This window comes from Natronosalvus rutilus (assembly GCF_024204665.1).
Taxonomy (GTDB): Archaea; Halobacteriota; Halobacteria; order Halobacteriales; family Natrialbaceae; genus Natronosalvus; species Natronosalvus rutilus.
Window position 1 is genome coordinate 1787548 of record NZ_CP100355.1, and the last position, 23231, is coordinate 1810778.

Sequence of the window (23231 nt, forward strand, 5' to 3'; positions counted from 1 at the left end):
CAAATGGCACTGACACCCGAAACGCTCCCGCGACACGAACTCAATGGCCTGCCAGTCCGGGTCGTCGATAGCGACGACGCCGGCCGCGTGGGTATCGAGGGACGAGTCGTCCTCGAGACGACGAATACCCTCTCGGTCGAAGTTCGCGAGAACGGGACGTCCCGGGTGCTCACCGTGCCGAAATCGGGCTCGGTATTCGAATTCGCGATCACAGATGAAGCCGCCGGAGACGAGAAGTCTCCGGGGACTACGTCCAAACTGGCCGATACACAACCTGGGGGCGACGACTCGCTCACAGACTGTGCTGGCGAGGGCGTAGCCTACGTTACGGTCGATGGATCGCGACTGCTCTCACGACCCGCCCGACGCACCGAAACGAAAGGTGACTCACCATGGCAATAGGACTAGACGTTGAAACGCCTCCGGAACCCGAAAACCCGGAGGAGTACGACTACGAGAAGTGTCCGTTCTACGGCGACCTGCCGGTCCGAGGTCAGATCCTCGTCGGCACCGTCGTCTCGACGGACATGGACAAGACCGTAGTCGTCGAGCGAGAGTACGACGTGACGGTTCCGAAATACGACCGTCAAATGAAACGTCGCTCGCGCATTCCGGCACACGTGCCGGGCGTGCTCGAGCCGCTCTCGGTTGGCGATACGGTCAAGATCGCAGAGACCCGACCACTGTCGAAGACGAAATCGCACGTGGTCGTCGAAATAACCCAGGAAGCGACCGCCGTTGACGTCGCCGAACTGACGCTGGAAGAGGAACACGACCCTCAACTGTCGGCCGAAGACTTGGCCGGCAGTTCCGGCGACGAGGACGAAGCCAACGAGGGTGATGCCTGATGGAGGCGATGAAAGCCGACGTCACGCAGGGCCTGAAGAAGGGCTCGCTCGTGACCTGCGCCGACAACTCCGGCGCACGCGAGCTGAAAATCATCAGCGTCGCGGGCTACCACGGCACCAAGAACCGCCAGCCGAAGGCGGGTCTTGGTGACAAAGTCACGGTCTCCGTGACGAAGGGTACCCCCGAGATGCGACGCCAAGTCCTCGAGGCCGTCGTCGTCCGCCAGCGGAAGTCGATCCGCCGGCCGGACGGAACGCGCCTGAAGTTCGAGGACAACGCCGCCGTCATCGTCGACGAGAACGAGGAGCCTCGAGGCACCGAGATCAAGGGCCCCATCGCCCGCGAGGTCGCGGAGCGCTTCGGCGCAATCGCCAGCACGGCGACGATGATCGTATAGGATAGACTATGAGTAAACAACCACGCAAACAACGAACCCAGACTGAGCAGGCGCCGCTTCACCAGAAGCACAAGCAGGTTCACGCCACGCTCTCGGCGGACCTCCGCGAGGAGTACGGCGTGCGTCGCACCCGCGTCAACGCGGGCGACCGCGTCGAGGTCATGCGCGGTGACTTCGCCGGCGACGAAGGCGAGGTCATGCGCGTCGACCTCGATGAGGCCGTGATCCACGTCGAGGACGTGACGGTCGAGACGGCAGACGGCGAGGAAGTCGCCCGACCGCTCGATGCGTCGAACGTCCGGATCGTGGAGCTCGAGCTCTCGGACGAGCGTCGCGAGGCGCGCCTGGAAGGTGATAGCGAATGAGCAACCATCAGAAACGACTCTCGGTACCGAAATCGTGGCCGGTCGAGCGCAAGACCGACGTCTTCACCGTCAAAGCGCGCGCCGGCCCCCACGGCGAAGCCGGCGTTCCGCTGGTCATCCTCCTTCGGGACGTCCTCGGTTACGTCGACTCGAAGAAGGAAGCCCGGTACGCCCTCTCCCAGGACGCGATCCTGGTCAACGGCGAACTGATCAACGACGAGAAGCGTCCCATCGGGATGTTCGACATCGTCGGCTTCCCCGGACGCGAGGAGTACTACCGCGTCTTCCCCGACGAGGGCGGCCGCCTCTCGCTGATCGATATCGACGCCGACGCCGCGGACAGCCGTCTCGGCAAGGTCGTCGGTAAACAGCAGGTCAGAGGCGGCGAGACGCAGCTCTCGCTCCACGACGGCACGAACGTCGTCGTCGACGAAGACTACAGCACGAACGACTCGATCGTCGTCGACAACGAGGACAAGTCGGTCGTCGCGCACTTCCCCTACGAGGAGGGTGCGCTGGTCACCGCCGTCAGCGGCAATCACGGCGGGAAGATCGGCGAACTCGTCAACATCGACGTCACCCTCGGTAGCGGCTCGAACATCGTCACGGTCGAAACCGACGACGGCGAGTTCGAAACCGTCGAGGAGTACGTGTTCGTCATCGACGAGAACTTCGTCGGCGACGACGACTCGTCGGAAGCGGCGAGCGGAGGTGACGACGAATGAGCGAAAGTGAAGCCGGCGAGGCCGACTTCCACGAGATGCGCGAACCCCGCGTCGAGAAAGTCGTCGTCCACATGGGCGTCGGCCGCGGCGGCCGCGACCTCGGACGGGCCGAGGACATCATCGAGGAGATTACGGGCCAGCAGAGCGTCCGCACCCAGGCGAAGGCGACCGAACCCGAGTTCGGCATCCGCCAGGGCGACCCGATCGGCACGAAGGTCACCCTCCGCGGTGACGACGCCGAGGACTTCCTCGAGACGGCGCTGCCGCTCGCGGACCTCTCGGCGTCACAGTTCGACCAGACCGGGAACTTCAGCTTCGGCGTCGCCGAGCACACCGAGTTCCCGAGCCAGGAGTACGACCCGAACGTCGGGATCTACGGCCTGGACGTGACGGTCAACCTGGTCCGACCGGGCTATCGCGTCACGAAGCGAGCCAAAGCGACCCAGGCGATTCCGTCGCGACACCGACTGACCCCCGAGGACGCCATCGCGTACCTCGAGTCGAGTTACGACGTGGACGTGGAGGTGCCAGACGATGAGTGAAAGCGAAACTGAGAACGAACAGACGGGCGAGCACGCCGCCAAGCGCACGGGGCAGGAAGCGGCCTGCCAGCGCTGTGGTCGCAAGCAGGGGCTGGTCGGCAAGTACGACATCAACCTGTGCCGGCAGTGCTTCCGCGAGATCGCCCGCGACATGGGATTCAAGAAGTACAAATGACCGGGAACGATCCACTCAGTAACGCGCTGTCGGGCATCGACAATGCCGAGAGCGTCGGACACCTGAGCCACGAGGTAGAACCCGCCTCCAACGTCATCGGCAGCGTCCTCGAGGTCTTCTACGACCGCGGGTACATCGACGGCTTCGAGTTCGTCGACGACGGCAAAGCCGGCACGTTCGAGGTCGAACTGAAAGGAGCGATCAACAAATGCGGCCCCGTCAAGCCCCGATATTCCGTCAAGGCCGACGAATTCGAGAAGTGGGAGAAGCGATTCCTCCCGGCTCGAGACTTCGGCGCGCTCGTCGTGACGACGAGTGAAGGAATCATGAGCCACTACGAGGCTCGAGAGCAGGGCATCGGTGGCCAGGTGATCGCGTACGTCTACTAACAATGCGAACCGAACTGGACATCCCAGACGACGTAACCGCCGAGGTCGATCACCTCGACGTGACGATCGAGGGCCCGGAAGGCAGCGTTACCCGCCGCCTCTGGTACCCGGACGTCACTGTCGACGTCGACGACGACCGCGTGGTCATCGAGAGCGAGACGGAGAACGCGAAAACGAACGCGACCGTCGGCACCTTCGAGAGCCACATCCGAAACGCCTTCCACGGCGTGACCGAGGGATGGGAGTACGAGATGGAAGTCTTCTACTCTCACTTCCCGATGCAGGTCCGCGTCGAAGGCGAGGAGGTCGTCATCGAGAACTTCCTCGGCGAGAAAGCACCGCGACGAACGACTATCCACGGCGACACCGAGGTTAACGTCGACGGCGAAGCGCTGACGCTCTCCGGCCCGAACAAGGAGCACGTCGGTCAGACCGCCGCCGACATCGAACAGCTGACCAAGGTGAAAGGCAAGGACACCCGCGTCTTCCAGGACGGGGTCTACATCACCCAGAAGCCACAGAAAGGAGGTGCCTGATAGATGGCTGACGACGACCAACCACAGGAACTCGAAGACATCAGCGGCGTCGGTGAGAGCAAGGCCGACGCACTCCGCGAGGCCGGGTTCGAGTCCATCGAGGACGTCAAAGAGGCCGACCAGGACGACCTGGCCGAGGCCGAGGGCATCGGTAACGCGCTCGCTGCGCGTATCAAAGCCGACGTCGGCGACCTCGAGGTTACGGAAGAGACCGAGGCCGAGATCGAAGACGAGGCCGCCGAGGAAGAAGAAGCGACCGAAGACGTCGAGACCGAACTGCAGCCCCGTGGCCTGACCGAGAAGACGCCCGACCTCGACGACGAGGAAGCGCGCCTGCTCGGCCGGCGCCACGCCGAGGGCAAGCCGCAGTTCAAGCGACAGGACTACCACAAGAAAAAGCGCACGCCGGAATCGTGGCGGCGCCCGCGTGGTGGCCTCTCGAAGCAGCGTCGTGGTATCAAAGGCAAGGGCCCGAAGGTCCAGGCCGGCTACCGCACGCCCGAGGCCGTTCGGGGCAAACACCCGAGCGGTTTCGAGGAGGTCTACGTCGAGAACACGGACGACCTCGAGGGTGTCGACGGCGACACCCAGGCCGTCCGCATCGCCAGCTCCGTCGGCGCTCGCAAGCGCGAGCGAATCGAGGAGCAGGCCGAGGACGCGGAAATCCGCGTTCTGAACCCGACCTACGTCGAAGTCGAGGTGGACGAATGACTGACCTGAGTTCACAGAAGCGACTCGCAGCGGACGTCCTCGACGTCGGGCAGAACCGCGTCTGGTTCGATCCCGAGGCCCAGGGCGACATCGCGTCGGCGATCACTCGCGAGGAGATTCGCGAACTGATCGACGACGGAACGATCCGGGCGAAAGACGCCCGCGGAAACTCCCGCGGCCGTGCCCGCAAACGCAATGAGAAGCGCTCCTACGGCCACAAGAAGGGGCCTGGCAAGCGCCGCGGCAAGAAGGGTGCCCGCCAGAACCAGAAAGAGGAGTGGACGAACAAGATTCGCGCACAGCGCCGGAAGCTCCGCGAACTCCGCGACCAGGGCGAGATTACGCCCACGCAGTACCGCCAGCTCTACCGCAAGGCAGCCGGCGGGGAGTTCCGCAGCGTCCGGTACCTGTTGAACTACATCGACAACGAATACGGTGACCAATAATGGCGACAGGACCACGATACAAGGTACCGATGCGGCGTCGCCGTGAGGTCCGGACAGACTACCATCAGAGGTTGCGCCTGCTGAAATCGGGGAAACCCCGCCTCGTTGCTCGCGTGAGCAACAAGCACGCCACGGCGCAGCTGATCACCCCCGGCCCTAACGGTGACGACACGCTCGCCAGTGCTCACTCGAGCGACCTCGAGGAGTACGGCTGGAACGCGCCGACGAGTAACCTCTCGGCTGCGTACCTGACCGGCCTGCTGGCCGGGAAGCGAGCGGTAGACGCCGGCGTCGACGAGGCCGTCCTCGATATCGGCCTCAACAAGGCGACGCCCGGAAACAAAGTGTTCGCGATCCAGGAGGGCGCGATCGACGCGGGGCTCGAGATTCCCCACAACGACAGCGTCCTCGCCGACTGGTCGCGTACTCGCGGCGAGCACATCGCCGAGTACGCCGAACAGCTCGACGAGCCGCTTTACAGCGGCGACTTCGACGCGACGGACCTTCCCGAACACTTCGACGACGTACGAGAGGCGATCTTAGAATGAGTGCAAACGACTACGACAACGGGTGGCAGCCTGTAACCCGACTCGGGAAGCTCGTTCAGGAGGGCGAAATCGACACGATGGAGGACGCCCTCAACTCTGGACTTCCCCTCAAAGAGCCCGAACTCGTCGACCAGCTCCTCCCCGGACTGAACGACGAGGTGCTGGACATCAACATGGTCCAGCGGATGACCGACTCCGGCCGCCGGGTGAAGTTCCGGTGTGTCGTCGCCGTCGGCAACCGCGACGGCTTCGTCGGCTACGCCGAGGGTCGCGAGGACCAGGTCGGCGCCGCCATCCAGAAGGCGATCGGTATCGCGAAGCTGAACCTCATCCAGGTGCCCCGCGGCTCCGGGTCGTGGGAGGACCGTTCGGACCGGCCTCACTCGCTGACCCGACGGACGACCGGCAAGGCCGGCTCCGTCGAGGTCGAACTCATCCCAGCCCCCGAGGGGCTGGGCCTGGCCGCGAGCGACACCGTGCGCGCGGTGCTCGAACTCGCCGGCATCGAAAACGCCTGGACGAAGAGCCACGGCAACACCCGAACGACGGTGAACCTGGCGAAAGCGACCTACAACGCGCTCGAGAACGCCTCGCAGTCGCGCATCCCACGAGAGGTGGCCGAACGATGACGGCGAAAGCAATCGTCCAGATTCGCGGCGAGGTCAACCGCCAGCAGGCTGTCGACGACACGCTGTCGATGCTGAACCTGCACAAGGTCAACCACCTCACCATCGTCCCCGACTCCGACACCTACCGCGGGATGATCACCAAAGTCCACGACTTCGTGGCCTACGGCGAACCCGACGCCGAGGTACTCGAGACGGTGCTCGAAAAGCGAGCGGAACCGCTCGAGGGCCGCCAGTCCGATGTCAACGAGGACTGGATCGCCGAGCACACCGAGTTCGACGACTTCGCCGCCCTCGCCGAGGCGCTCCTCGCAGAGGAGACGACGCTTCGCGAGCAGGGGCTGTCGCCGACGCTGCGACTGCACCCGCCACGTGGTGGCCACGAGGGCGTCAAACACCCAACCGGAAACGGTGGGCAACTCGGAAAGCATACAACCGAGGAGATTAACGCCCTGCTAACGGCGATGCGATAACCATGACGAGCAAGAAACGACGTCAGCGCGGCTCGCGAACCCACGGCGGCGGTACGCACAAGAACCGCCGCGGGGCCGGCCACCGAGGTGGCCGCGGCAAAGCCGGGCGTGACAAACACGAGTTCCACAACTACGAATCGAGAGAGAAACACGGCTTCAAGCGACCGCAGGGCGCCCAGCCCACCGTCGCCGAGATCGACGTCCAGAAACTCGACGAGGACGCGATCCTCTACGTCGCCGACGATCAGGCTGAAGAGACCGGCGACGGCTACGCCATCGACGCCCGCGACGTCGTCGATGACGGCTACGAGGCCGACGTCGTCAAGGTCCTCGGCAGCGGCCAGGTCCGGAACGCACTCGAGATCACCGCGGACGCCTTCACCGAGACGGCCCGCGAGAAACTCGAGGACGCCGGTGGTGAAGCGATCGTCTCCGAGCGTGCACAGCAGGCTGCGGAGGCGGACGATGACGACGCGGACGACGCTGACGAAGCCGACGAGGCGACCGAGGACTAACCATGGGATGGAAGGAAGCCGCCGAACCGGTCTTGACGCGGATGCCCACCGTCCGCCGCCCGGAGGGGCACGTCCCCTTCAAGCGAAAGCTGGGGTGGACGGCGGGAATCCTCGTGCTGTACTTCTTCCTGACGAACATCGCGGTTTTGGGGATCAGTACCCAGGGTGGTGAGGACCTGTTCGGCCAGTTCCGGGCAATCCTCGCCGGTGCACACGGCTCGCTCCTGCAGGTCGGTATCGGCCCAATCGTCACCGCCAGCATCGTGTTGCAGTTGCTCGGTGGGGCGAATCTGCTCGGGCTCGACACCGACGACCCGCGCGACCAGGTCCTCTACCAGGGCCTGCAGAAGTTGCTCGTCGTCGTGATGACGGCGCTGACGGCCCTGCCGATGGTGTTCGCCGGCAGCTTCCTTCCGGCAGCGAACGTCATCGAACTCGGCGGCCTCACGCTCACCGGGGCGGAGGTTCAGACGCTGATGTTCATACAGATCTTCATCGGCGGGATCCTCATCCTCTACATGGACGAGGTGGTCAGCAAGTGGGGCGTTGGCAGCGGTGTCGGCCTGTTCATCATCGCCGGGGTCAGCCAGCGCCTCGTCTCGGGATTCCTCTCGCTTTCCGACGAGGGATTCTTCTACAGCTGGTACCAGATCCTGTTCACTGACGAGATCGCGGTCAACTCCTGGCTCAGTAGCGAGGGTTTCAACACGCTGTTCATCGCCGATAACGGTGGCCAACTGTTGGCGCTCGCGACGACGCTGTTGATCTTCGGGATCGTCGTCTACGCGGAATCCGTCCGCGTCGAGATTCCGCTGAGCCACGCCCGCGTGAAGGGTGCTCGCGGACGCTTCCCCGTGAAGCTCATCTACGCGAGCGTCCTGCCGATGATCCTCGTTCGCGCCGTGCAGGCGAACATCCAGTTCCTCGGCCAGATCATCCAGAGTCAGTGGTCGATGCCCGGATGGCTCGGCGTCTACGCCAACGGACAGCCGGTCGGCGGGTTCTTCTACTACTTCGCGCCGATCTACTCGCCGAACGACTGGATGTGGTGGACGGGACAGACCCCCGCGGGAATCGACCCCTGGCAGATCATGGTGCGGATCGGCATCGACGTGACCTTCATGGTCGTCGGCGGTGCCATCTTCGCCATCTTCTGGGTCGAGACGACGGACATGGGGCCGAAAGCGACGGCTCGACAGATCCAGAACTCCGGGATGCAGATCCCCGGCTTCCGCCAGAACGCGGTTGTCGTCGAGAAGGTCATGGAGCGGTACATTCCGCAAGTGACCGTCATCGGCGGCGCGCTCGTCGGGTTGCTCGCCGTCTGGGCGAACATGCTCGGCACCATCGGCGCCGTCTCCGGAACCGGCCTGCTGCTCGCGGTCTCGATCACGTACAAACTGTACGAGGAGATCGCCGAGGAGCAGTTGATGGAGATGCATCCGATGATGCGCCAGATGTTCGGCGGCGAGTAGCCACGTCTGTCGCACACTTTCTGCCGTTCTCACCGCTCTCGAGCGACGCTACTACCCTCGAGCACTCGAAATCTCTATGGCCGCTGTAGCGTCGTCAGCGACGGATACGTCCCGGTTCGGACTGGTCCGTCTCCGCGACAATATATCAAAACATATAAAAGTTATATCCTCTCACACGTCGTAGTAGTACTGGTGACTATAATGAGCACAGTGACTACAGAAAGCGGAATGGGAACGACGAACTGGCGACCGCTGGCCTACGCGGGAAGCGCGATTGTACTCATCGGATTGCTCGCGATTGCCCTCCCGTTCGCCACGGGACTCGCCGTTACGTACCTCCTCGGCGGACTACTGGTGGTCGGCGGGATCGCCCACGCTGGACACGCGTTCACCACCCGAGACTGGAAAGGGTCGCTTTGGCAGGCGACGCTCGCGGGCATTTCCATCGCCGCTGGCTTGCTCCTGTTCGTGAACCCGATCGTCGGACTCGCCAGCCTGACGCTGCTGGTCATTGCGTACCTGCTCGTCGACGGGTTCGCCGAGCTCGCCCTCGCCCTGCAGATGGCCGGCGAGGCGGGACGCGGCTGGATCGCCGCCAGCGGGACGCTCTCGCTCATCCTGGCGGGGCTGCTCTGGGCCGGATTCCCCTCGAGTGCGGCCTGGGTCGTCGGGTTCGTCGTCGGCGCCAGCCTGCTCGCGACGGGAATATCGATGATCGCCGTAGCCTACCGCGGCCGCAGCGCTGGCGAGGACATGACGCCGCCGGCTACAAGTCCTCGCGGCGCCTGACGCACTCTTTTCGACCCTCGAGCGACCACTGGCGGAGGCACAACTGCAGGATATATATGGGCGAAGGGACAAGCCTGTTCTAAGAGCTGGTTCGATGTCAGAGATATACCTGATAAGCACACTCCTGATGGGATTAATCGTGCTCGGCGCGGCGGCGATCATCACCCGAATGGGTCAGCGCGCGACGCCGAGCGGGCACGCGGGAACGCGCAGCGGGTACGCCGAGTGGTCGCCACGAACGGCTACCGAAGACAGCCGCATCGTCGCCCTCGCGAAGACGCCCGCGATCTGGGCGCTCGGCTTCGTCGGCACTGCCATCGCCCTCCTGGCCGGCGCGGTCCTGGTCGTCAGCGAAGGAGAGTACGTGGACTCCGCACTGGTCGAACCGATCGTCTTCGCCGTCGGCGGCGCCGCCCTGATCGGCTACGTCTTCTTCGGTGCGTACTTCGCCGCTCGAGATCGGTTCGGAAACACGGCCATGGGCGTTGCCTTCGCGACGCTCACCCTGGGCGTCCTGGGACTGCTCGCGGTTGCAGTCCTCCTCCTGATGGGATAGGCTGGCATCTTTTCAGTACTTCAGTACGTTTTCCCGACTGGCCGTATCGATCGCTCGAGCGAGTGCGGACGCTTCTATCGTTCTCGAGTGTTATCCAGTGACAGTGGGCGCAGCCTGCTGGGGGCACGTCCGTACGATGACTGCCTCGTGATGTGGGTTCATCGGAGACGTCTGTACATCGGGCCGTGGACTCGCCCAATACGTCTGTGACGTCGGCACCCGGTGTGACTTTGCCGTGACGACGTCCTAGTCGTCGACTCGAGCGAAGTCACGCCACGACGTTCGCGAGACTGAGAGCGGGAGGAATGAGATGAGAGAAAGAACGGTACAGGCGAGAAAACGGGAGAGGCCATGCGAACCGCCGCGGCCGTCGACCGCTACTGGATCGAGAAGCCGGCGGCGACCGCCAGCAGGAAGACCATGAAAACGGCGCTGAGCATCACATAGGTGATCGAGCGCGGCTCGTCCACGAGGTGCTGGTACCAGCCCGAGATGAGTAGGGACTTGATGACGGCGAGGAAGAGCGTCGCTCCTACGGCGAACTCGTAGGTAAACCAGGGGAGTTCGAAGAACACGAACTTTGCCGTCCCTAACGACAGCAACAGGACGTAGATGATGGTGTAGGTTCGTACACTCGACATTGGTGAGACTTCGGAGAGACGCACACTTATACCTTCCTCATGCGGCTTCCGCGGGTGACTGTTCGCGTTTGGGACCGGTCGCGCTTCACGTGCTCAACTGGTCGTGTTGCACGGTCGGAAATGGCCGTGCTACGGTCGAAATTGGCCGAACTGTACGATCGGCGAAGGTCGCTCTGCATGGTCGACACTGGCTGCCCAGTTTAACCGACACTGGCCACTCGAGCCGACAATTGCAACATCGGCGACGAGCGTCCGGATTATCGGTGGCCGGACCCGACTCGACAACGACACCATCATGCCCGTCCGGGCCCTCGAGTCGACCAATGACTGGGCGATCGGTCGCCGCTCGCCGAACGGGAATCGTTGCGGGGCTGGCCTTGCTCGCCGTCGCGGTCGCAACGGGCGTCGTCTCCGCGAGCAACATCGCCTCCGGATTGACCCAGAGCCGCGGCGACGTGAGCGTCCCGACGTGGCTATATCTTGCGACCGGCGCGGGCGTCGTCGGCGTCTCCGCGCTGTTGACGATGCTGGTCACCGATCGGGAGTTCCTCGCACACGCCCACGATCAGCACGTAGGTCTCTCGAATCGGACGTTCGCTCGCGCCGCCTCGATCATCGGCGGGACGATCGGCGTGGGCGTCCTCCTCGGAATGGTCGTCGTGGGGATCATCGGCCCGCAGGGGATCGGCCTTACCAGCGCAACGGTGCTCCTCTCGTTCGTCGTCGTCCGCGCCATCTTGACGACGGTCGCCTACACGGTCGGCGATCCGTGGCCGACGCTCAACCCCTGGCGACGGATCGTGAGCGTCCTCCCGACGCTCGACCGTGCGTACCCGTCCTCGCTCGGTTCCTGGCCGGCCGTCGGCGCCCTCCTGGTCTTCGTCTGGCTCGAGGTAGTCGCCCCTGTCATCTCGAGTCCGCGGCTCCTGACGACGATCATCCTCGTCTACTCGGTGCTGACAGTGGCCGGCGCGGTCGCGTTTGGGTCGTCGACCTGGTTCGAGCGGGGCGACCCGCTGTCGGTCTGGTTTCGCCTCTACGGGTCGGTCGCTCCGATCCAGCGAACCGACGACGGCCTCTCGCTGCGCTGGCCGGGCGCCCGGTTGAGCGACGACGACGTGGTGACGGACCTCTCGGTGGTCGGGTTCGTGCTCGTGTTAGTCTGGGAACTCACGTTCAGCGGCTTCATCGTCACCCCACCGGGTGTCGCAGCAATCGAAGCGCTGGTTTGGATCGGTCTGCCACCACAGCTGGTCTACCTCCTGTTGCTGGTCGGGGGGTACGCCCTCTGCTGGTGGGTCTACTGGACCGCGGCCGGACTGACTCGCTCGAGAGCGGAGACGTATCTCTCCCGTCGGTACATCGCGATCAGGTACGCGCCGCCGCTGCTGGCGATCGCGGCCGGCTACCACTTCGCTCACTACATCGGCTTCTCCATCTCGCTGTGGCCGGCCCTGCTCGAGGCCCTGAGCGCGCCCCTGAACCCGGGTGCGAACCCGACCCAGCTGGCGCTCACGTCCTGGTTCGGGTACGTCGAGATCGCTGGCATCCTGGTCGGGCACGTGCTCGCCGTGTGGATAGCCCACGCGGTCTCGATCGAGCTGTTCCCCGGGAAGCTTCAGGCGATCCGGAGCCAGTATCCGTTCATCGTCGTCATGATCGTCTTCACGATGATCAGTCTGTACCTGGTCTCGTTGCCCACGTTGAGCGCGCCGTTCGTTCCCGCTTAGGTGGGGACTCGAGGTTCGTAGCTGTTTTCGCCCTCGTCCTAACTCGAGCAACCCGACGCGCTCGCTATTGCTTCTACTCTCGTCTCACTCGAGCGACCCCCTGTTCTGGAGAACCGGCAGACACTTTTTCGACCGCGCCCTACCTGGGAGTAGATGCACGCGGAGCCCGTCACCGAACCCGAATACGACGTGCCCGATGAGGGACCGGCACTGACCTGTCCCTACTGTTCTCGCCCGCTCCAGACCAAGGAACTCCTCACGTATCACGTGGGTCTGGCTCACGACGACGTCTGTAGCGACGACGAGCACGAGGCGTTCGAGGAGGCCCGCGAGGACGAGGAGTTCGACCTGTTCACCTTCCACGCGAAGGCGGCCGTCTCGGTGTTTCTGGTCTACTTCATGTTCGTGTTCCTCTACGGGCTCGTCTGGTCGGGCTGACGCGATAGGCCTCGAGTTCGTCCCGCTCGAGCCCAGCCCCCGACCCCATCCGCCAAAACCGGCACGCGCCGCCCGGACCTATTTTGGGCTCAGCGTCGTACAGCCGTCCATGGCGACCCACCACGGCTCGACCGATCGGACGGTGGCCATCACCGGCGCCTCCGGACGGGTCGGTCGACAGGCGATCGAGGCCCTGTCGGCGTACGACTGTCGACTCTTCAGCCACAGCGAACACGAGGACGTCGACAGCGAGACGCTCGAGATCGCCAACCTCGACGCCTTCTCGAACGCACTCGAGGGCGCGGACGTGTTGATCCACCTCGCCGCGAACCCTTCCCCCAGGGCCGAGTGGGACGACCTCGAGGGACCGAATATTGCCGGCGCGTACAACGCGTTCGAGGCCGCCCTCGAGAACGACCTCGAGCGGGTGATCTTCGCGAGTTCGAACCACGCCGTCAACGGCGACAACGTCGTGGACCCGACGAGGGTCGAGACCACCGGAGGCGATCCGCGCGTCGTCCGCCCCGACGACCCGCCCAGCCCCGACAGTTACTACGGCGTGACGAAGGTCTTCGGGGAGGCGATGGGTGAGTACTACGCCCGCAGACACGGCCTCGAGGTCGTGAACCTGCGAATTGGCTGGCTCCTGGACGAAGACGAGTTGCGCGAAACCTGCGACGAACGCGACGGCTCCGGCGAGCGTTACGCCCGCGCGATGTGGCTCAGCCCCGCCGACTGTCGACGCTTGCTTCAGGCGACGGTCTCGGCCTCGCTCTCGACCCACGCGATCACCGCCCACGGCGTTTCGAACAACGCCGACCGTTTCCTGTCGTTGGCCGAGACGATGCACGAACTCGAGTATCGACCTCGAGACGACTCGAGCGTCGTCCTGGACGGGTAATCGCTCGGAATGTCTATGCCGAGAATCGCCTGAACCGTTCGAATAATGCGGGTGAGCCGTCGAACAGCTCGATCACCACAAGCGGCGTTACACTTGTGTCTCGTAGGACTCGAGTACCGTCAGCAGTTCCTGACCCAGGTCGCCGGTGGCGTTCCGAATCCGATTCGTTTCGGGGTCGCGGACGACCATCCCACACGCTTCCAGTTTCGGGAGGTGGACGTGATGGAGCGCCGTTCGGACGCGTTTTCTGTGCTCACTGTCTGCTCGATCCGTATTCCGTAGCGCTTCGGCAACCCGGTCCGCAAGCGCGTCCATCTCCATCGCCTCTTCATCGGCGAACTCTAACGTTCGAAGAATAATTCGACGCTGTTCGCTGGCAATTGCCAGGAGAACTTTGTCGGGAGGATTTGGTTCGCTGCTCACCGGTGAACTGGTTCTCGTCGCCTCTCCCCCGATACCCAATCCTGCCGCGCTCGACTTGCTCGACTGGCGATCCATATCCACACATTACCGGGTGAGAAGTGTGAGGATTCGCCATGATGTACGAGGGAACCCGATCTCACGTGTCATCCTCGGAGGGGATGAGCGTGTACGTGACGAGCGCCCCGATCGCTCGGCGGAGTCGTTCCGTAACGGCCTGATCGGAAATCTCGAGTTCGTCGGCGAGTTCCTTGGTCGTACAGCCTCTCGGGATGTCGTAGTAGCCCATCTCCACGGCCAACGTGATCGCTTCCCGCTGGGGACCGGTCAGGCCGTGCCACGGACCGGCTTCTGGTTCCGTCGGGTTGTACACGCGAGCCACTTCCAGCGAGATCTGTGCGTCCTCACAGCGGGTCGTGAACTCGCTGAGGGCCGTGTGATCGGGGAACCGCAGTTCGAAGGCCCACGATTCGGGTGTCCCGGTGGCACTCAAGAGCTGGCCCTCGGTTTCTCTGATTCCCCGAAAGAGGTGGTCCTGGTTCGCGTCCCAATCGAGCGTGAAGAGCGTCCGGTCCTCGAAGACGTCGACCTCCGATGCGTCGTTGACGGTCGGGTGGCGTTTGACGGCGTCGACAAACGAGCCTCGCGTCGAGTTGTGGATCCAGAAGAGGGGAACGGTGGCCTCACCGATCGGCACGAGGTTCTCGAGTTCGATGGACGTAATCCCCTCGATGTGCAGAATCCGCCCGAGTTCGAAGTCGGCGGAGGGGATTCGGAATTCTGCGATCACACTCATAACTCGCTCTCGTCACCATGGTTAGCCATGCCGGTACAAAACTAGGTGGCATGGCACACCATGCTCTACCGAGATTAGAATCGGGAAACCGTTTCCCCGCTTCGAAATCCCACTGCTCAGAGCACCGATCGTGCTCATACTGCTATTACCTGTCACACCGCGTCTCTAAACTGCCATTACCCGGGTCGCCACGTCGTCCTCGAACCGCCATTGTCGGACTGCTGCGTCGTGGCTTGATACATCACCCACACCGGTTATTCGTCGTCCCGACGAACTGGGAGTATGGCTACCGTGCTAGAATTCACGAGTCCAGCAGAGGAGTTTCCGCTGGGAACGATATTCGAAAACTTGCCGGGGGTCACGGTCGAACTCGAGCGACTCATCCCGCACGAGACCCTGATCATCCCCTACTTTTGGATCCGTGGCGCGGAGGCCGAGGATATTGAAGCCGCCTTCGAGGCTCACGCTGGCATAGTCAGCGTCAACCTCGTCGACAGCGTCGACAGCGAGTTTCTCATGCGGGCGGAGTGGGAGGAGTCGTACTTCGGTATCCTGAGCGCGCTTGCCAAGACCAATGTCGCCGTTCTCTCCGGGATCGGGACGAGAGACGGGTGGCGTTTCGAGGTTCGAGGCGAAAGTCGCGGCGCGATCAGCGAGTTCCGAACCAGTTGCCAGGAACATGACATCCCCATCGAAATCACTGCCGTGCACGCGTTACTCCCGGTACAGGGCGACGGTTACGAGTTGACTGACCCCCAGCGAGAGGCGCTGGTGCTGGCCTACGAGCGGGGTTACTTCGATTCGCCACGAGAAGCGTCGCTCGAGGACGTTGCCGACGAACTTGGGATCACCCAGCAGTCGCTTTCGTCCCGACTCAGACGCGGCCATCGCCGTCTCATCGGCGCAACGCTCGCTAATCCGTAGACCTGGCCGGAACGCTCGGTAGACCGGTATTAATATCTTCTGTATAATCAGTGCCGCTCTTCACCCGATTCAGGCCGCTAGGGTGACGTAGTATGATTGATACACAGGCCGGTGTCGAGTTGGCATCGATGGCGTTTCATCCGGAGTCGGAAACGTACAGAGCCGAGTACGACCAGACTTCAGTCTCTGCGAGCATGGCCGTCGTGGCGGTACTCTCGGAGGTGATGGATGTCGATCCAGTCGAACTGGAACCACTTCACGCGTCCGTTAACACCGGTGCCCTCGACAATCTTGCCCGCGTTCGAGACGGGACGGGAGAGGGGGTTTCGATCACGTTTCGGGTAGCGACGTACGCGATAACCGTCTCCAACGACGGTACGGTCGCGCTCACTTCGCGAGAGCAGACGGGAACGGACGGCGTGACCGAGGGAGTGTCTCCCGTATGACCTCCGAAGAAGCCTCGCTCGCGACTCGAGCGGAACTCAATACCGAATTGCAGTCGCTCCTTCGTCGAGCGCACGGTCACGGTGTCGACGTCGAAGGTGGGTGGGAGTGTCGAAACGGTCCCGAGCATCCGGACTGGGACGTGATCGTCACCGAAGTGCGAAAGAACGACGAGTCGGAGTAAACGAATTCGTCGGCGAACGCGATTTCTGCGGACGGTGATCTTTTCGCTGAACGATGTTCAGCTCCGGTAGCAACGAAGGGAGTGCAGGCGTCCGATCTCTCCTCGATTACGTTTCGCTCTGGGCTCGACGGACGAACTCCTCGAGTTCGTCTTCGATGAGCGTCGAAACGCGTTCTCCGTATCGCCAGAGTGCCGCGTTGAGTCGCTCTTCGGTCTCGTCGTCGAGATCGTCTCCACCTCGGAGGACGGAATCGTCGGTGATCTGTGGGTGATAGACACAGACGACACCGAGCGGGACGTCAGACCCCCTCTCACCGGCGGTGTGAATACCGTACTGATCGGTTCCCCAGACGCCGTCTCCACCCTGTCGCTCGAGTGCCGAGTCGAGCGCATCGAGGAGCTGTACGTCCTCGGCCGTGAGAATCGGGTCGTCACCTTCGAACAGTTCGCTGTACGCCTCCGTTCGGGCACGATTCGTCCACTGCTTCAGGTGGGACCGTGCGCGTACGATCAGTTGCCGTTCGTCCGGACGCTCAATCATGGGCTAGTGACGACTGCCAGGTCAATCAACGTTTGCGTCGACGGTCTGTGAGTTCACTGGCGACGGTGGCGTGACAGCCATTCCTGGGGCGTCCATTAACGTGCCGTCCACAGCGTTATCACGGTCACGACTGTATGTCACTGTATGGCAGACACGAAACGGAGTCGAGAGAAGCAGGCTCGGGACGAGGAGAACCGACAGCGAGAACGGGAACTCTCGGAGGCGCGCGACCGTGGCGACGAGGCCGAACCGCCGAACGACGAGTGGGACGAAACCGACGAGGAAGGCGCGGTAGGCGACGATCACGACTCGCCTCGAGAGTGCCACCGCCGCGACTGTACCGAACCGGCGACGTTCGTCGTCGTCGAACGCTATCAGGAAGAGACCGGACACGGTGCCGTCGAGGCGAAGGCGTTCCTGTGTCGTGCCCACACCGACGAAGAGAGTCCCGCGAATCTCGACGGTGCGTACGACGACTACCTGTTTCGCGTCGAGATGTTTTCGGAGGCAGGGACAGAGACAGACACCGCGGCGACGGAGTGATTGGCGCCTCGATTTGCATTTGCAGTCGACCGCTCGAGGCCCGTTGCCCGACCGCCCGGCGCGTCCGATGAGGCTACCGATACGATAGCTCGAGTTCGAGCGCCCGCTCGAGCAATCCCTCGTCGTACAACTCATCCGTCTGTTCGGGACGGGTACGGTGGATCGCTCGAACCGTCTCGACGGTGTTCCGGAAGTTCTTGAACGTCGCCTCGTCGACCATCTGGCCGTCGATCGTCACCGCGCCCGTTCCCTCGACCTTCGCGGCGTTGAACCGCTCGATCTTGTCCACGTCGCGCTCGAGTTCCGCCGGCGTGGGCGTGTGGATCCGGTTGGCCTGGATCGTCTGTTTGGGGTACAGCGACCAGGAGCCGTCGAGGCCGATCCGCGCCTCGCGCTCGACCTGGTCGGCGTAGCCGTCGGCGTTGTAGACGGTCACGCCCGCGCGTTCGGCGAAGAGGTCGTCGAACGGGCCGCCGATGGCGAGCAAGTCGCCGGCGCTCGCCTCGTTGGAGAGCGCCTCGAGCAGGCCGTCCCAGCGCGGGCGGCCGTCGCCGAGGTCGCGTCCGCCGAGTTCGGCGGTGTAGTCGACGGGGCCGAAGACGAGGGCGGTGAGGCGCTCGCCGCCGGGATCGGTCCGTAATCGGGCGATCTCGCGCAGGTCCGATCGGGCACGTGCCGTCTCGACGATGACCGAGAGGCCGATCGATCCCTCGGGGTGGCCGTGATCGGCTTCCGCACTGGCTACCGCCTCGAGGGCGCGCTGGACGTCCCCCTGTCGGCCAACTTTGGGGACCACAACGCCGTCGATATCGTCGCCCACGTCGCGGACGAGCGTGTCAATTTCCTCGCGGCCCTGAGCACGAACGGTCTCGTCGTCGTAGCTCCACTGGACGCGTGGCCAGATCTCCCCGGGAAATTCGAAGTCGGGGAGCAACTCGCAGACGTTCTCGAGCCCCTCGGCTTTCATGTCCGGGGCAGTGCCGTCCTCGAGGTCGGGGACGAGCCAGTCGGGAGCCTGGAAGCCCTCGGCGGTGAGGCCGGATCTGAGGTACTTCGCCGTGTCGTCTTTCGGGACGGCGGCCGGTGCGGTCTGGAAGGTGCGGCAGGTTCGGGTGGTCATTGGGAGTGTGGTCGTTGTATCGTAGTGAAACTCGCTTCAGTCGTCTCGAGTCAGTATCTCGGCGGTTCGAATCCCGGAGTACACCGGCTCGTCGCGCTGGTTGAACGCGACGTGCTGGAAGCGGACGGTCCCCGCCCGCTCGTTCACGGTCGTCGTCTCGCGACTCGTCTCGAGGACGCGCGTGAAGCAGTAGACGGTGTCGCCGGGGGTGACGAACGCGTGGAAGCGCTCGTCCTCGAAGCCGACTTCGCGGTGGGTTCGCTCGTCCGAACGAGCGTGGCCCAGCGCCGTCGAGCGCGTCACGTCACCGTAGGCGACGATTCCGCCCGACGGCGCGTCGGCCATCGCGTCGGTGTTGTGGTGCTGTTTCGCCGTGTTGAGCGTCGCCAGCGGCAGGGTCGCGACGGTCACGTCGTCCATCGTCCGCCCGCGCTCGTGGCGGTAGGCGACGACGGCGTCCCGGTTCTCGGCCGTCTCGAGGGCGGCCTCGAAGTCCTCGAACGCGTCGCCTGCGGGGGTCACGAACGTCTCGGGGAGCGCACTCGCGGGACGTTCGGTATCGGACGGGCGGCCGCCGCCGTCGGCCTCGGCGCCGCTCCCGTCCGTCTCGAGTCGCTCGCGTCGCGGAATCATGTTGGTCCGCTCGTAGGCGCAGAGTGTTTTGCCCGTCCCGGCGTCGTACCCGCGGGTCGCCCAGGTGACGATGCCGTAGTCTGGTCTCGAGTTCGACCCCTTCGTAGTCAGGACTTCGCTCTCGACGCGCAGGTCGGTCCCCGGAGCGACGACATCGGCCGGAAAGCGGACGTTCGTCCGGCCAAGGAAGTAGCCGCCTTTCTCGCTCAGGTCCTCGACGGTGCACCCGAGGGTGGCCGCCAGCAGGTAGTCCGGGTGGATCGGCGGTTCGTCGAAGCCGCGGTCGCGGGCGACGTCCGCGCGCCAGTACGCGGGGTCGTGGTTCAGCGTCTGGCTCGTCCACAGTTCGTTCCCCCAGCGAGTCAGCCGGAGTCCTGGATCGTGCTGGATCACGTCCCCCTCCGCGAAGTCTTCGAAGTAGTGCCCTTTCTCGCGGGTGTCAGCTCGCTCGAGCGCGCTGGTAAAGGTGTTGGGGTCGGTCCACTCGAGGTCGTTCCTGGTACTCGGGTCGTTCTCATCCCGCGAACCGTCCGCGTCGGCGTCAGTCATCGGCAGTCACCTCCTCCGGGTTGCTCGAGGCGCTCGGCGCGTGCCCGCGGCGGGCGAGCGTCCGGCGCATCTCGTTCTCGACGATCATGTAGCCCTCGTCGAACCCCATGCCGGGCTTGGCCAGTACCTGAGCGGCGTCCGTCGCGAGCGCGACGTGCGCACAGGCACGTGCGGAGACGTCCGTCTCGTTGCAGGTGCCACCGAGGTACGCGTGCGTGTCGGTTCCCTCGCAGTAGCGGACGGCCTCGCCGCTCCGGTGGACGCCGCCGAGGTCCGGCGTCTTCACCTGCACAAGGTCGGCGGCCCCGGCGTCGACGAACGCCTGGACGTCCGCGAGCGTGTTGCACCACTCGTCGGCCACGATGTCGACCTCCACACCTGCCGACGAGAGCCCGTCGCGCAGTTCGGCCATCGCGCGAATCTGGTCCTCGCGGGTGCCGACGTCCATCGGCCCCTCGATCTGGAGGGGGATCGAGCCGGCGGCGGCCTCGAGGTCGGCGAAGTACTCGACAATCGCGTCGCTGTCGAACGGCGCGCCGAATAGCTCGCCGATCGTACCGTAGACGTCGATATGGAAGCGTGGTTCGTAGCCCTCGGGACCCAGTTCGCCAGCGCGCTCGCGGAGCCACTCGAGGTAGGCGATCAGGTTCTCACCCTCGGGGCCGAGCTTCGGGGGACTGTTGAACAGCCCGTGGGGGAGGACGGGAACGCCCTTGAGCAGCATCTTCTCGGCGTTTCGTCGACGGTCGTCGCCAGACTGGCCGAAGACGGGGACCGGCTCGGTCGCCGGTTCCGCCCCGAGCACGTCTGCGAGCACGTCGGTCATAGTCGTCACGCGCGTGCGCGCGGCTGCGGCGAGGAGGGGCTGGGAGACGCCGTAGCGGACGGCGGTGTGCAGTCGGGAGCCGTCCTGGCGAAGCCCCTCGAGCACGGCCGCGTTCTCGCCGAAGTCACTCGGGTCGCGGCCGACGAGCGCGTCGGCGACCGCCCCCTCGACCAGTGGGGCGTACTTGGCGGCGCGAAAGAGCGGATCACGCCCGCCGGCCCCGGAGTACTGGACGGCTGCGCAGTCGCCGCGAACGACTGTCCCGTCGCTCAACTCGAGGTCGACGAGCAGGGCTTCGCCCGCCTGACGGACCGACTCGAAGCCGTCGGTAAGCGGCTCGCCCGCGTAGGCGAAGCCGTCCTCGCGGGCGCCGCGCTTGATGGCCAGCTGGTCATCGGTGTAGAAGCCGGAGACCCCGGGAGTCGCTCGAACTGATTCAATCTGCACGGGTGTCACCCCCGTTCGGCCGACCGATGAGGCGGCCGTCGCTGATCGCGTCGACGTCGTCGGCGACCATGCGGAACGACTGCTGGCGGCCCTCGGTTTCGGCCCGCTGGGCGAGGCGCGCGGCGTGGATCTCCTTGACCTCGTCGCTCATCGCAAGGTCGCCGAACTCGAGGATGCGGACGCGGCCGTCGTCGTCACGGGCGGGGAGGACGGCTCCGCGGGCGCTGTCACTCGGTGCGAAGGGAACGTCGAGCGCGCCCGACTCGAACGCCCGGATGGTGCCGCGGGCAACGTCGCCGTCGCCATGCTCGAGGACTGCCTCGAGGAGACAGCGGGTCTCGCGCTCGATCAGATCCTGTTCCTCGTCGATGCCGTCGATGTCGATGTCCTGTTCGAGTGCCATATCGATGATCTGTCTCGTGGTTCGGAGGCCAGCCGCGTTCGCCTCCTTCGTCGGAACGCCCTGGAACTCCTGGGGCGATTTCGTGATGACCTTGTCGGGGCGGGCGATGGCCGCGGTCATCCCGCCGAGGCCGATGACGCCGTTCGCCCGCGCCTCGTCGGGCGGGAAGCCACCCATCCACTCGTGGAAGACGGTGGTGACGCACACCTCGTTGGGGAGGTACTCCTCGCCGAGGGATCGAAGTGCGCGGAGCGCGGCCACGTCCTGGACGACGTTCCCGACCTGGCCGTAGCCCAGCGTGAGCGAGCGCACGCCCTGTGTGGCGGCGAGCAGCCCCTCGAGCACCATCACCGCGATGGCAATGCTCGGCGGGACGAGCGTTCCCGTGAGCGGGCCGAACGGCTCGCGGTTGATTCGGACGCCGCGTTCGGTGTAGGCACCCGCCAGCCGGTCGACGAACTGCCAGTGTTCGATGGTCGTCGCCAGGTTGTGGCGTTTGGTGTAGGGGATGTTGTAGGAAATCGGGCCACCCTCGAAGCTCTGGAAGCCGCCCGCGAAGGTGATCGCGGCCAGCAGACGGGCGTCGGGGGTCCCGTGGCGGACCTCGATTGGCGCGTCGACAGCCTCGATCAACTCGCGACAGCCATCGACGCCGTGGTTGACCGCCGGGAAGCCGTTGAGGGTGTCCTCGCCCGACTCGCGGGCGGCCTCGAGTCCCTCCTGGGCCTTCCCGTACTCGTTGTCGCGCGTGTAGGAGTCGATGGTCGTCGGCAGGAGGTCCGCCTCGCCCTCCGAGTGAAGGTACTCGAGCAGGCCGATCTGGTCCTCGAGGCGTGGAACGCCCGCCCTCGGTTGCAAGAGCGGGCGGTTGGCCGACTCGAGCACGTCCGCGAAGCGCTTCGCGGACGGCAGCGACTCGTGGAACTCGACGGCTTCGTCGAAGTCGACGGCCTCGCCGGTGGGCCAGTTCTCGCGGAGGGCCGCGTCGATGCGTTGCAACTCCTCGGCCGGAATGCGCTCGTCGCGTATCATCTACGAGGTGACGGTGGCCCGGTCTCGTTCTTGCTCCGTGGCCGTGAGCTGGAGGTCGCGCTTCAGGGCCGCGATCGCCTCCTCGGGCTGGGTCTCGGCGTCGAAGACGCGGTCGAATCCCAGCGCCTGGAAGGTCTCGCGAGTCCGCTCGAAGTCGTCCTGGCCGACGGCGAGGTTGCCGCCGATGTAGGTCACCGCGTCGACTTCGTGGGCCTCGAGCGTCTCCTGGAACCCCCGGCAGTCCTGTTCGGCGTGGCCGTACAGCGAGGAGACCAGTACGGCCTCGGCGTCGTGCTCGCTGGCGGCGTCGGCGAACTCCTCCTGGGAGGTCTGGACGCCGAGGTTGATGACTTCGAAGCCTGCTGCAGCGAACGCCTGCTCGAGGATCGTGATGCCGACGACGTGGGCGTCGGACCCGATGACCCCGAGAACGACCGTGCGGGACATTGTGTGCACAACCATGATAGACCTGTGTTTAAAGTTAATGGTCGATCATGATAATACTCCTAATACACCTTAACGGCCCTCCTGTGGGACTCTAT

Annotated in this window: 34 protein-coding genes; 25 read left to right on the top strand and 9 right to left on the bottom strand. The window is 64.5% G+C overall.

The features are described 5' to 3' along the window. The first annotated feature begins 3 nt into the window (after positions 1 to 3). From NGM29_RS08625 to NGM29_RS08710, 18 genes are all read left to right on the top strand, one after another. Positions 4 to 402, top strand: coding sequence for a ribonuclease P protein component 1 (locus tag NGM29_RS08625; protein WP_254160187.1), 399 nt, complete (start codon positions 4 to 6; stop codon positions 400 to 402). After that, positions 393 to 848, top strand: a complete 456-nt coding sequence (locus NGM29_RS08630) for a 30S ribosomal protein S17 (protein ID WP_254160189.1) — start codon at positions 393 to 395, stop codon at positions 846 to 848. Before NGM29_RS08625 ends, NGM29_RS08630 begins: the two co-directional genes overlap by 10 nt. Further along, positions 848 to 1246: a 50S ribosomal protein L14 gene (locus NGM29_RS08635; protein ID WP_253433997.1), complete on the top strand. Its 399-nt coding sequence runs from the start codon at positions 848 to 850 to the stop codon at positions 1244 to 1246. Before NGM29_RS08630 ends, NGM29_RS08635 begins: the two co-directional genes overlap by 1 nt. An 8-nt stretch (positions 1247 to 1254) precedes the next feature. Then, complete coding sequence (rplX, locus tag NGM29_RS08640; RefSeq protein ID WP_254160191.1) at positions 1255 to 1611, top strand: 50S ribosomal protein L24; 357 nt, start codon at positions 1255 to 1257, stop codon at positions 1609 to 1611. Next, a complete protein-coding gene (locus NGM29_RS08645; protein ID WP_254160193.1) occupies positions 1608 to 2336 on the top strand; it encodes a 30S ribosomal protein S4e in 729 nt (242 codons plus the stop codon). Before rplX ends, NGM29_RS08645 begins: the two co-directional genes overlap by 4 nt. Further along, on the top strand, positions 2333 to 2878 hold the full coding sequence (locus NGM29_RS08650) for a 50S ribosomal protein L5 (protein ID WP_254160195.1): 546 nt from the start codon (positions 2333 to 2335) through the stop codon (positions 2876 to 2878). The genes NGM29_RS08645 and NGM29_RS08650 overlap by 4 nt, the downstream gene beginning before the upstream one ends. Beyond that, complete coding sequence (locus tag NGM29_RS08655; protein ID WP_254160197.1) at positions 2871 to 3053, top strand: 30S ribosomal protein S14; 183 nt, start codon at positions 2871 to 2873, stop codon at positions 3051 to 3053. The genes NGM29_RS08650 and NGM29_RS08655 overlap by 8 nt, the downstream gene beginning before the upstream one ends. Next, positions 3050 to 3442: a 30S ribosomal protein S8 gene (locus NGM29_RS08660; RefSeq protein ID WP_254160199.1), complete on the top strand. Its 393-nt coding sequence runs from the start codon at positions 3050 to 3052 to the stop codon at positions 3440 to 3442. The genes NGM29_RS08655 and NGM29_RS08660 overlap by 4 nt, the downstream gene beginning before the upstream one ends. Positions 3443 to 3444: 2 nt before the next feature. Continuing rightward, positions 3445 to 3978, top strand: a complete 534-nt coding sequence (locus NGM29_RS08665; protein ID WP_254160201.1) for a 50S ribosomal protein L6 — start codon at positions 3445 to 3447, stop codon at positions 3976 to 3978. A gap of 3 nt (positions 3979 to 3981) precedes the next feature. Further along, entirely contained in the window at positions 3982 to 4689 is a 708-nt protein-coding gene (locus NGM29_RS08670) for a 50S ribosomal protein L32e (protein WP_254160203.1), read from the top strand. Then, entirely contained in the window at positions 4686 to 5135 is a 450-nt protein-coding gene (locus NGM29_RS08675) for a 50S ribosomal protein L19e (protein ID WP_253434020.1), read from the top strand. Before NGM29_RS08670 ends, NGM29_RS08675 begins: the two co-directional genes overlap by 4 nt. Next, positions 5135 to 5683 (top strand): 50S ribosomal protein L18, encoded by a 549-nt coding sequence (locus NGM29_RS08680; protein ID WP_254160205.1) that lies wholly within the window; start codon positions 5135 to 5137, stop codon positions 5681 to 5683. The genes NGM29_RS08675 and NGM29_RS08680 overlap by 1 nt, the downstream gene beginning before the upstream one ends. Continuing rightward, on the top strand, positions 5680 to 6312 hold the full coding sequence (locus NGM29_RS08685; protein ID WP_254160207.1) for a 30S ribosomal protein S5: 633 nt from the start codon (positions 5680 to 5682) through the stop codon (positions 6310 to 6312). The genes NGM29_RS08680 and NGM29_RS08685 overlap by 4 nt, the downstream gene beginning before the upstream one ends. After that, entirely contained in the window at positions 6309 to 6782 is a 474-nt protein-coding gene (locus NGM29_RS08690) for a 50S ribosomal protein L30 (protein ID WP_254160209.1), read from the top strand. Before NGM29_RS08685 ends, NGM29_RS08690 begins: the two co-directional genes overlap by 4 nt. 2 nt (positions 6783 to 6784) lie before the next feature. After that, positions 6785 to 7297: an uL15m family ribosomal protein gene (locus NGM29_RS08695; RefSeq protein ID WP_254160211.1), complete on the top strand. Its 513-nt coding sequence runs from the start codon at positions 6785 to 6787 to the stop codon at positions 7295 to 7297. Positions 7298 to 7299: 2 nt separating this feature from the next. After that, positions 7300 to 8772 carry a preprotein translocase subunit SecY gene (gene secY, locus NGM29_RS08700; RefSeq protein ID WP_254160215.1) on the top strand — a complete coding sequence of 491 codons (1473 nt, stop codon included), beginning with the start codon at positions 7300 to 7302 and terminating at the stop codon, positions 8770 to 8772. A gap of 201 nt (positions 8773 to 8973) precedes the next feature. Next, complete coding sequence (locus NGM29_RS08705; protein WP_254160216.1) at positions 8974 to 9561, top strand: HdeD family acid-resistance protein; 588 nt, start codon at positions 8974 to 8976, stop codon at positions 9559 to 9561. 127 nt (positions 9562 to 9688) lie between these two features. After that, a complete protein-coding gene (locus NGM29_RS08710; protein ID WP_254160217.1) occupies positions 9689 to 10117 on the top strand; it encodes a hypothetical protein in 429 nt (142 codons plus the stop codon). 377 nt (positions 10118 to 10494) lie between these two features. On the opposite strand, the gene NGM29_RS08715 is transcribed toward NGM29_RS08710, so the two are convergent. Next, positions 10495 to 10758, bottom strand: coding sequence for a cytochrome C oxidase subunit IV family protein (locus NGM29_RS08715; RefSeq protein WP_254160219.1), 264 nt, complete (start codon positions 10756 to 10758; stop codon positions 10495 to 10497). 323 nt (positions 10759 to 11081) lie between these two features. On the opposite strand from NGM29_RS08715, the gene NGM29_RS08720 reads away from it, so the two are divergent. From NGM29_RS08720 to NGM29_RS08730, 3 genes are all read left to right on the top strand, one after another. Continuing rightward, positions 11082 to 12488 (top strand): hypothetical protein, encoded by a 1407-nt coding sequence (locus tag NGM29_RS08720; protein ID WP_254160221.1) that lies wholly within the window; start codon positions 11082 to 11084, stop codon positions 12486 to 12488. Positions 12489 to 12641: 153 nt separating this feature from the next. Beyond that, on the top strand, positions 12642 to 12926 hold the full coding sequence (locus tag NGM29_RS08725) for a hypothetical protein (RefSeq protein WP_254160223.1): 285 nt from the start codon (positions 12642 to 12644) through the stop codon (positions 12924 to 12926). Positions 12927 to 13035: 109 nt separating this feature from the next. Further along, positions 13036 to 13827, top strand: coding sequence for an NAD-dependent epimerase/dehydratase family protein (locus NGM29_RS08730; protein WP_254160225.1), 792 nt, complete (start codon positions 13036 to 13038; stop codon positions 13825 to 13827). 87 nt (positions 13828 to 13914) lie between these two features. Here NGM29_RS08730 and NGM29_RS08735 read toward each other — a convergent pair whose 3' ends face one another. Together NGM29_RS08735 and NGM29_RS08740 are read right to left on the bottom strand one after the other, a co-directional pair. Beyond that, positions 13915 to 14250 (bottom strand): DUF7344 domain-containing protein, encoded by a 336-nt coding sequence (locus NGM29_RS08735; protein WP_254160227.1) that lies wholly within the window; start codon positions 14248 to 14250, stop codon positions 13915 to 13917. 136 nt (positions 14251 to 14386) lie between these two features. Next, entirely contained in the window at positions 14387 to 15043 is a 657-nt protein-coding gene (locus tag NGM29_RS08740; protein WP_254160228.1) for a helix-turn-helix domain-containing protein, read from the bottom strand. 282 nt (positions 15044 to 15325) lie between these two features. Here NGM29_RS08740 and NGM29_RS08745 point away from each other — a divergent pair, with 282 nt between their 5' ends. The 3 genes from NGM29_RS08745 (at position 15326) to NGM29_RS08755 (ending at position 16595) form a co-directional block, all read left to right on the top strand. Next, positions 15326 to 15967, top strand: a complete 642-nt coding sequence (locus NGM29_RS08745) for a helix-turn-helix domain-containing protein (protein WP_254160229.1) — start codon at positions 15326 to 15328, stop codon at positions 15965 to 15967. Between the two features lie 92 nt (positions 15968 to 16059). Continuing rightward, positions 16060 to 16413 carry a HalOD1 output domain-containing protein gene (locus tag NGM29_RS08750; RefSeq protein ID WP_254160230.1) on the top strand — a complete coding sequence of 118 codons (354 nt, stop codon included), beginning with the start codon at positions 16060 to 16062 and terminating at the stop codon, positions 16411 to 16413. Beyond that, complete coding sequence (locus NGM29_RS08755; protein WP_254160231.1) at positions 16410 to 16595, top strand: hypothetical protein; 186 nt, start codon at positions 16410 to 16412, stop codon at positions 16593 to 16595. The genes NGM29_RS08750 and NGM29_RS08755 overlap by 4 nt, the downstream gene beginning before the upstream one ends. A gap of 106 nt (positions 16596 to 16701) precedes the next feature. Here NGM29_RS08755 and NGM29_RS08760 read toward each other — a convergent pair whose 3' ends face one another. Beyond that, a complete protein-coding gene (locus tag NGM29_RS08760) occupies positions 16702 to 17136 on the bottom strand; it encodes a DUF7539 family protein (RefSeq protein ID WP_254160232.1) in 435 nt (144 codons plus the stop codon). Positions 17137 to 17280: 144 nt separating this feature from the next. Here NGM29_RS08760 and NGM29_RS08765 point away from each other — a divergent pair, with 144 nt between their 5' ends. Further along, complete coding sequence (locus tag NGM29_RS08765; protein WP_254160233.1) at positions 17281 to 17679, top strand: hypothetical protein; 399 nt, start codon at positions 17281 to 17283, stop codon at positions 17677 to 17679. Positions 17680 to 17752: 73 nt separating this feature from the next. Here NGM29_RS08765 and citE read toward each other — a convergent pair whose 3' ends face one another. The 5 genes from citE to glmS are packed head-to-tail and all read right to left on the bottom strand — an operon-like array spanning position 17753 to position 23151. Further along, positions 17753 to 18799, bottom strand: coding sequence for an L-malyl-CoA/beta-methylmalyl-CoA lyase (citE, locus tag NGM29_RS08770; protein ID WP_254160234.1), 1047 nt, complete (start codon positions 18797 to 18799; stop codon positions 17753 to 17755). Between the two features lie 36 nt (positions 18800 to 18835). Next, positions 18836 to 19981 carry a 2-methylfumaryl-CoA hydratase gene (mch, locus tag NGM29_RS08775; RefSeq protein ID WP_254160235.1) on the bottom strand — a complete coding sequence of 382 codons (1146 nt, stop codon included), beginning with the start codon at positions 19979 to 19981 and terminating at the stop codon, positions 18836 to 18838. After that, positions 19974 to 21254, bottom strand: coding sequence for a methylaspartate ammonia-lyase (locus NGM29_RS08780; protein WP_254160236.1), 1281 nt, complete (start codon positions 21252 to 21254; stop codon positions 19974 to 19976). Before NGM29_RS08780 ends, mch begins: the two co-directional genes overlap by 8 nt. Further along, entirely contained in the window at positions 21244 to 22689 is a 1446-nt protein-coding gene (locus tag NGM29_RS08785; protein ID WP_254160238.1) for a methylaspartate mutase subunit E, read from the bottom strand. Before NGM29_RS08785 ends, NGM29_RS08780 begins: the two co-directional genes overlap by 11 nt. Beyond that, positions 22690 to 23151 carry a methylaspartate mutase subunit S gene (glmS, locus tag NGM29_RS08790; protein WP_254160240.1) on the bottom strand — a complete coding sequence of 154 codons (462 nt, stop codon included), beginning with the start codon at positions 23149 to 23151 and terminating at the stop codon, positions 22690 to 22692. Between the last annotated feature and the right edge of the window lie 80 nt (positions 23152 to 23231).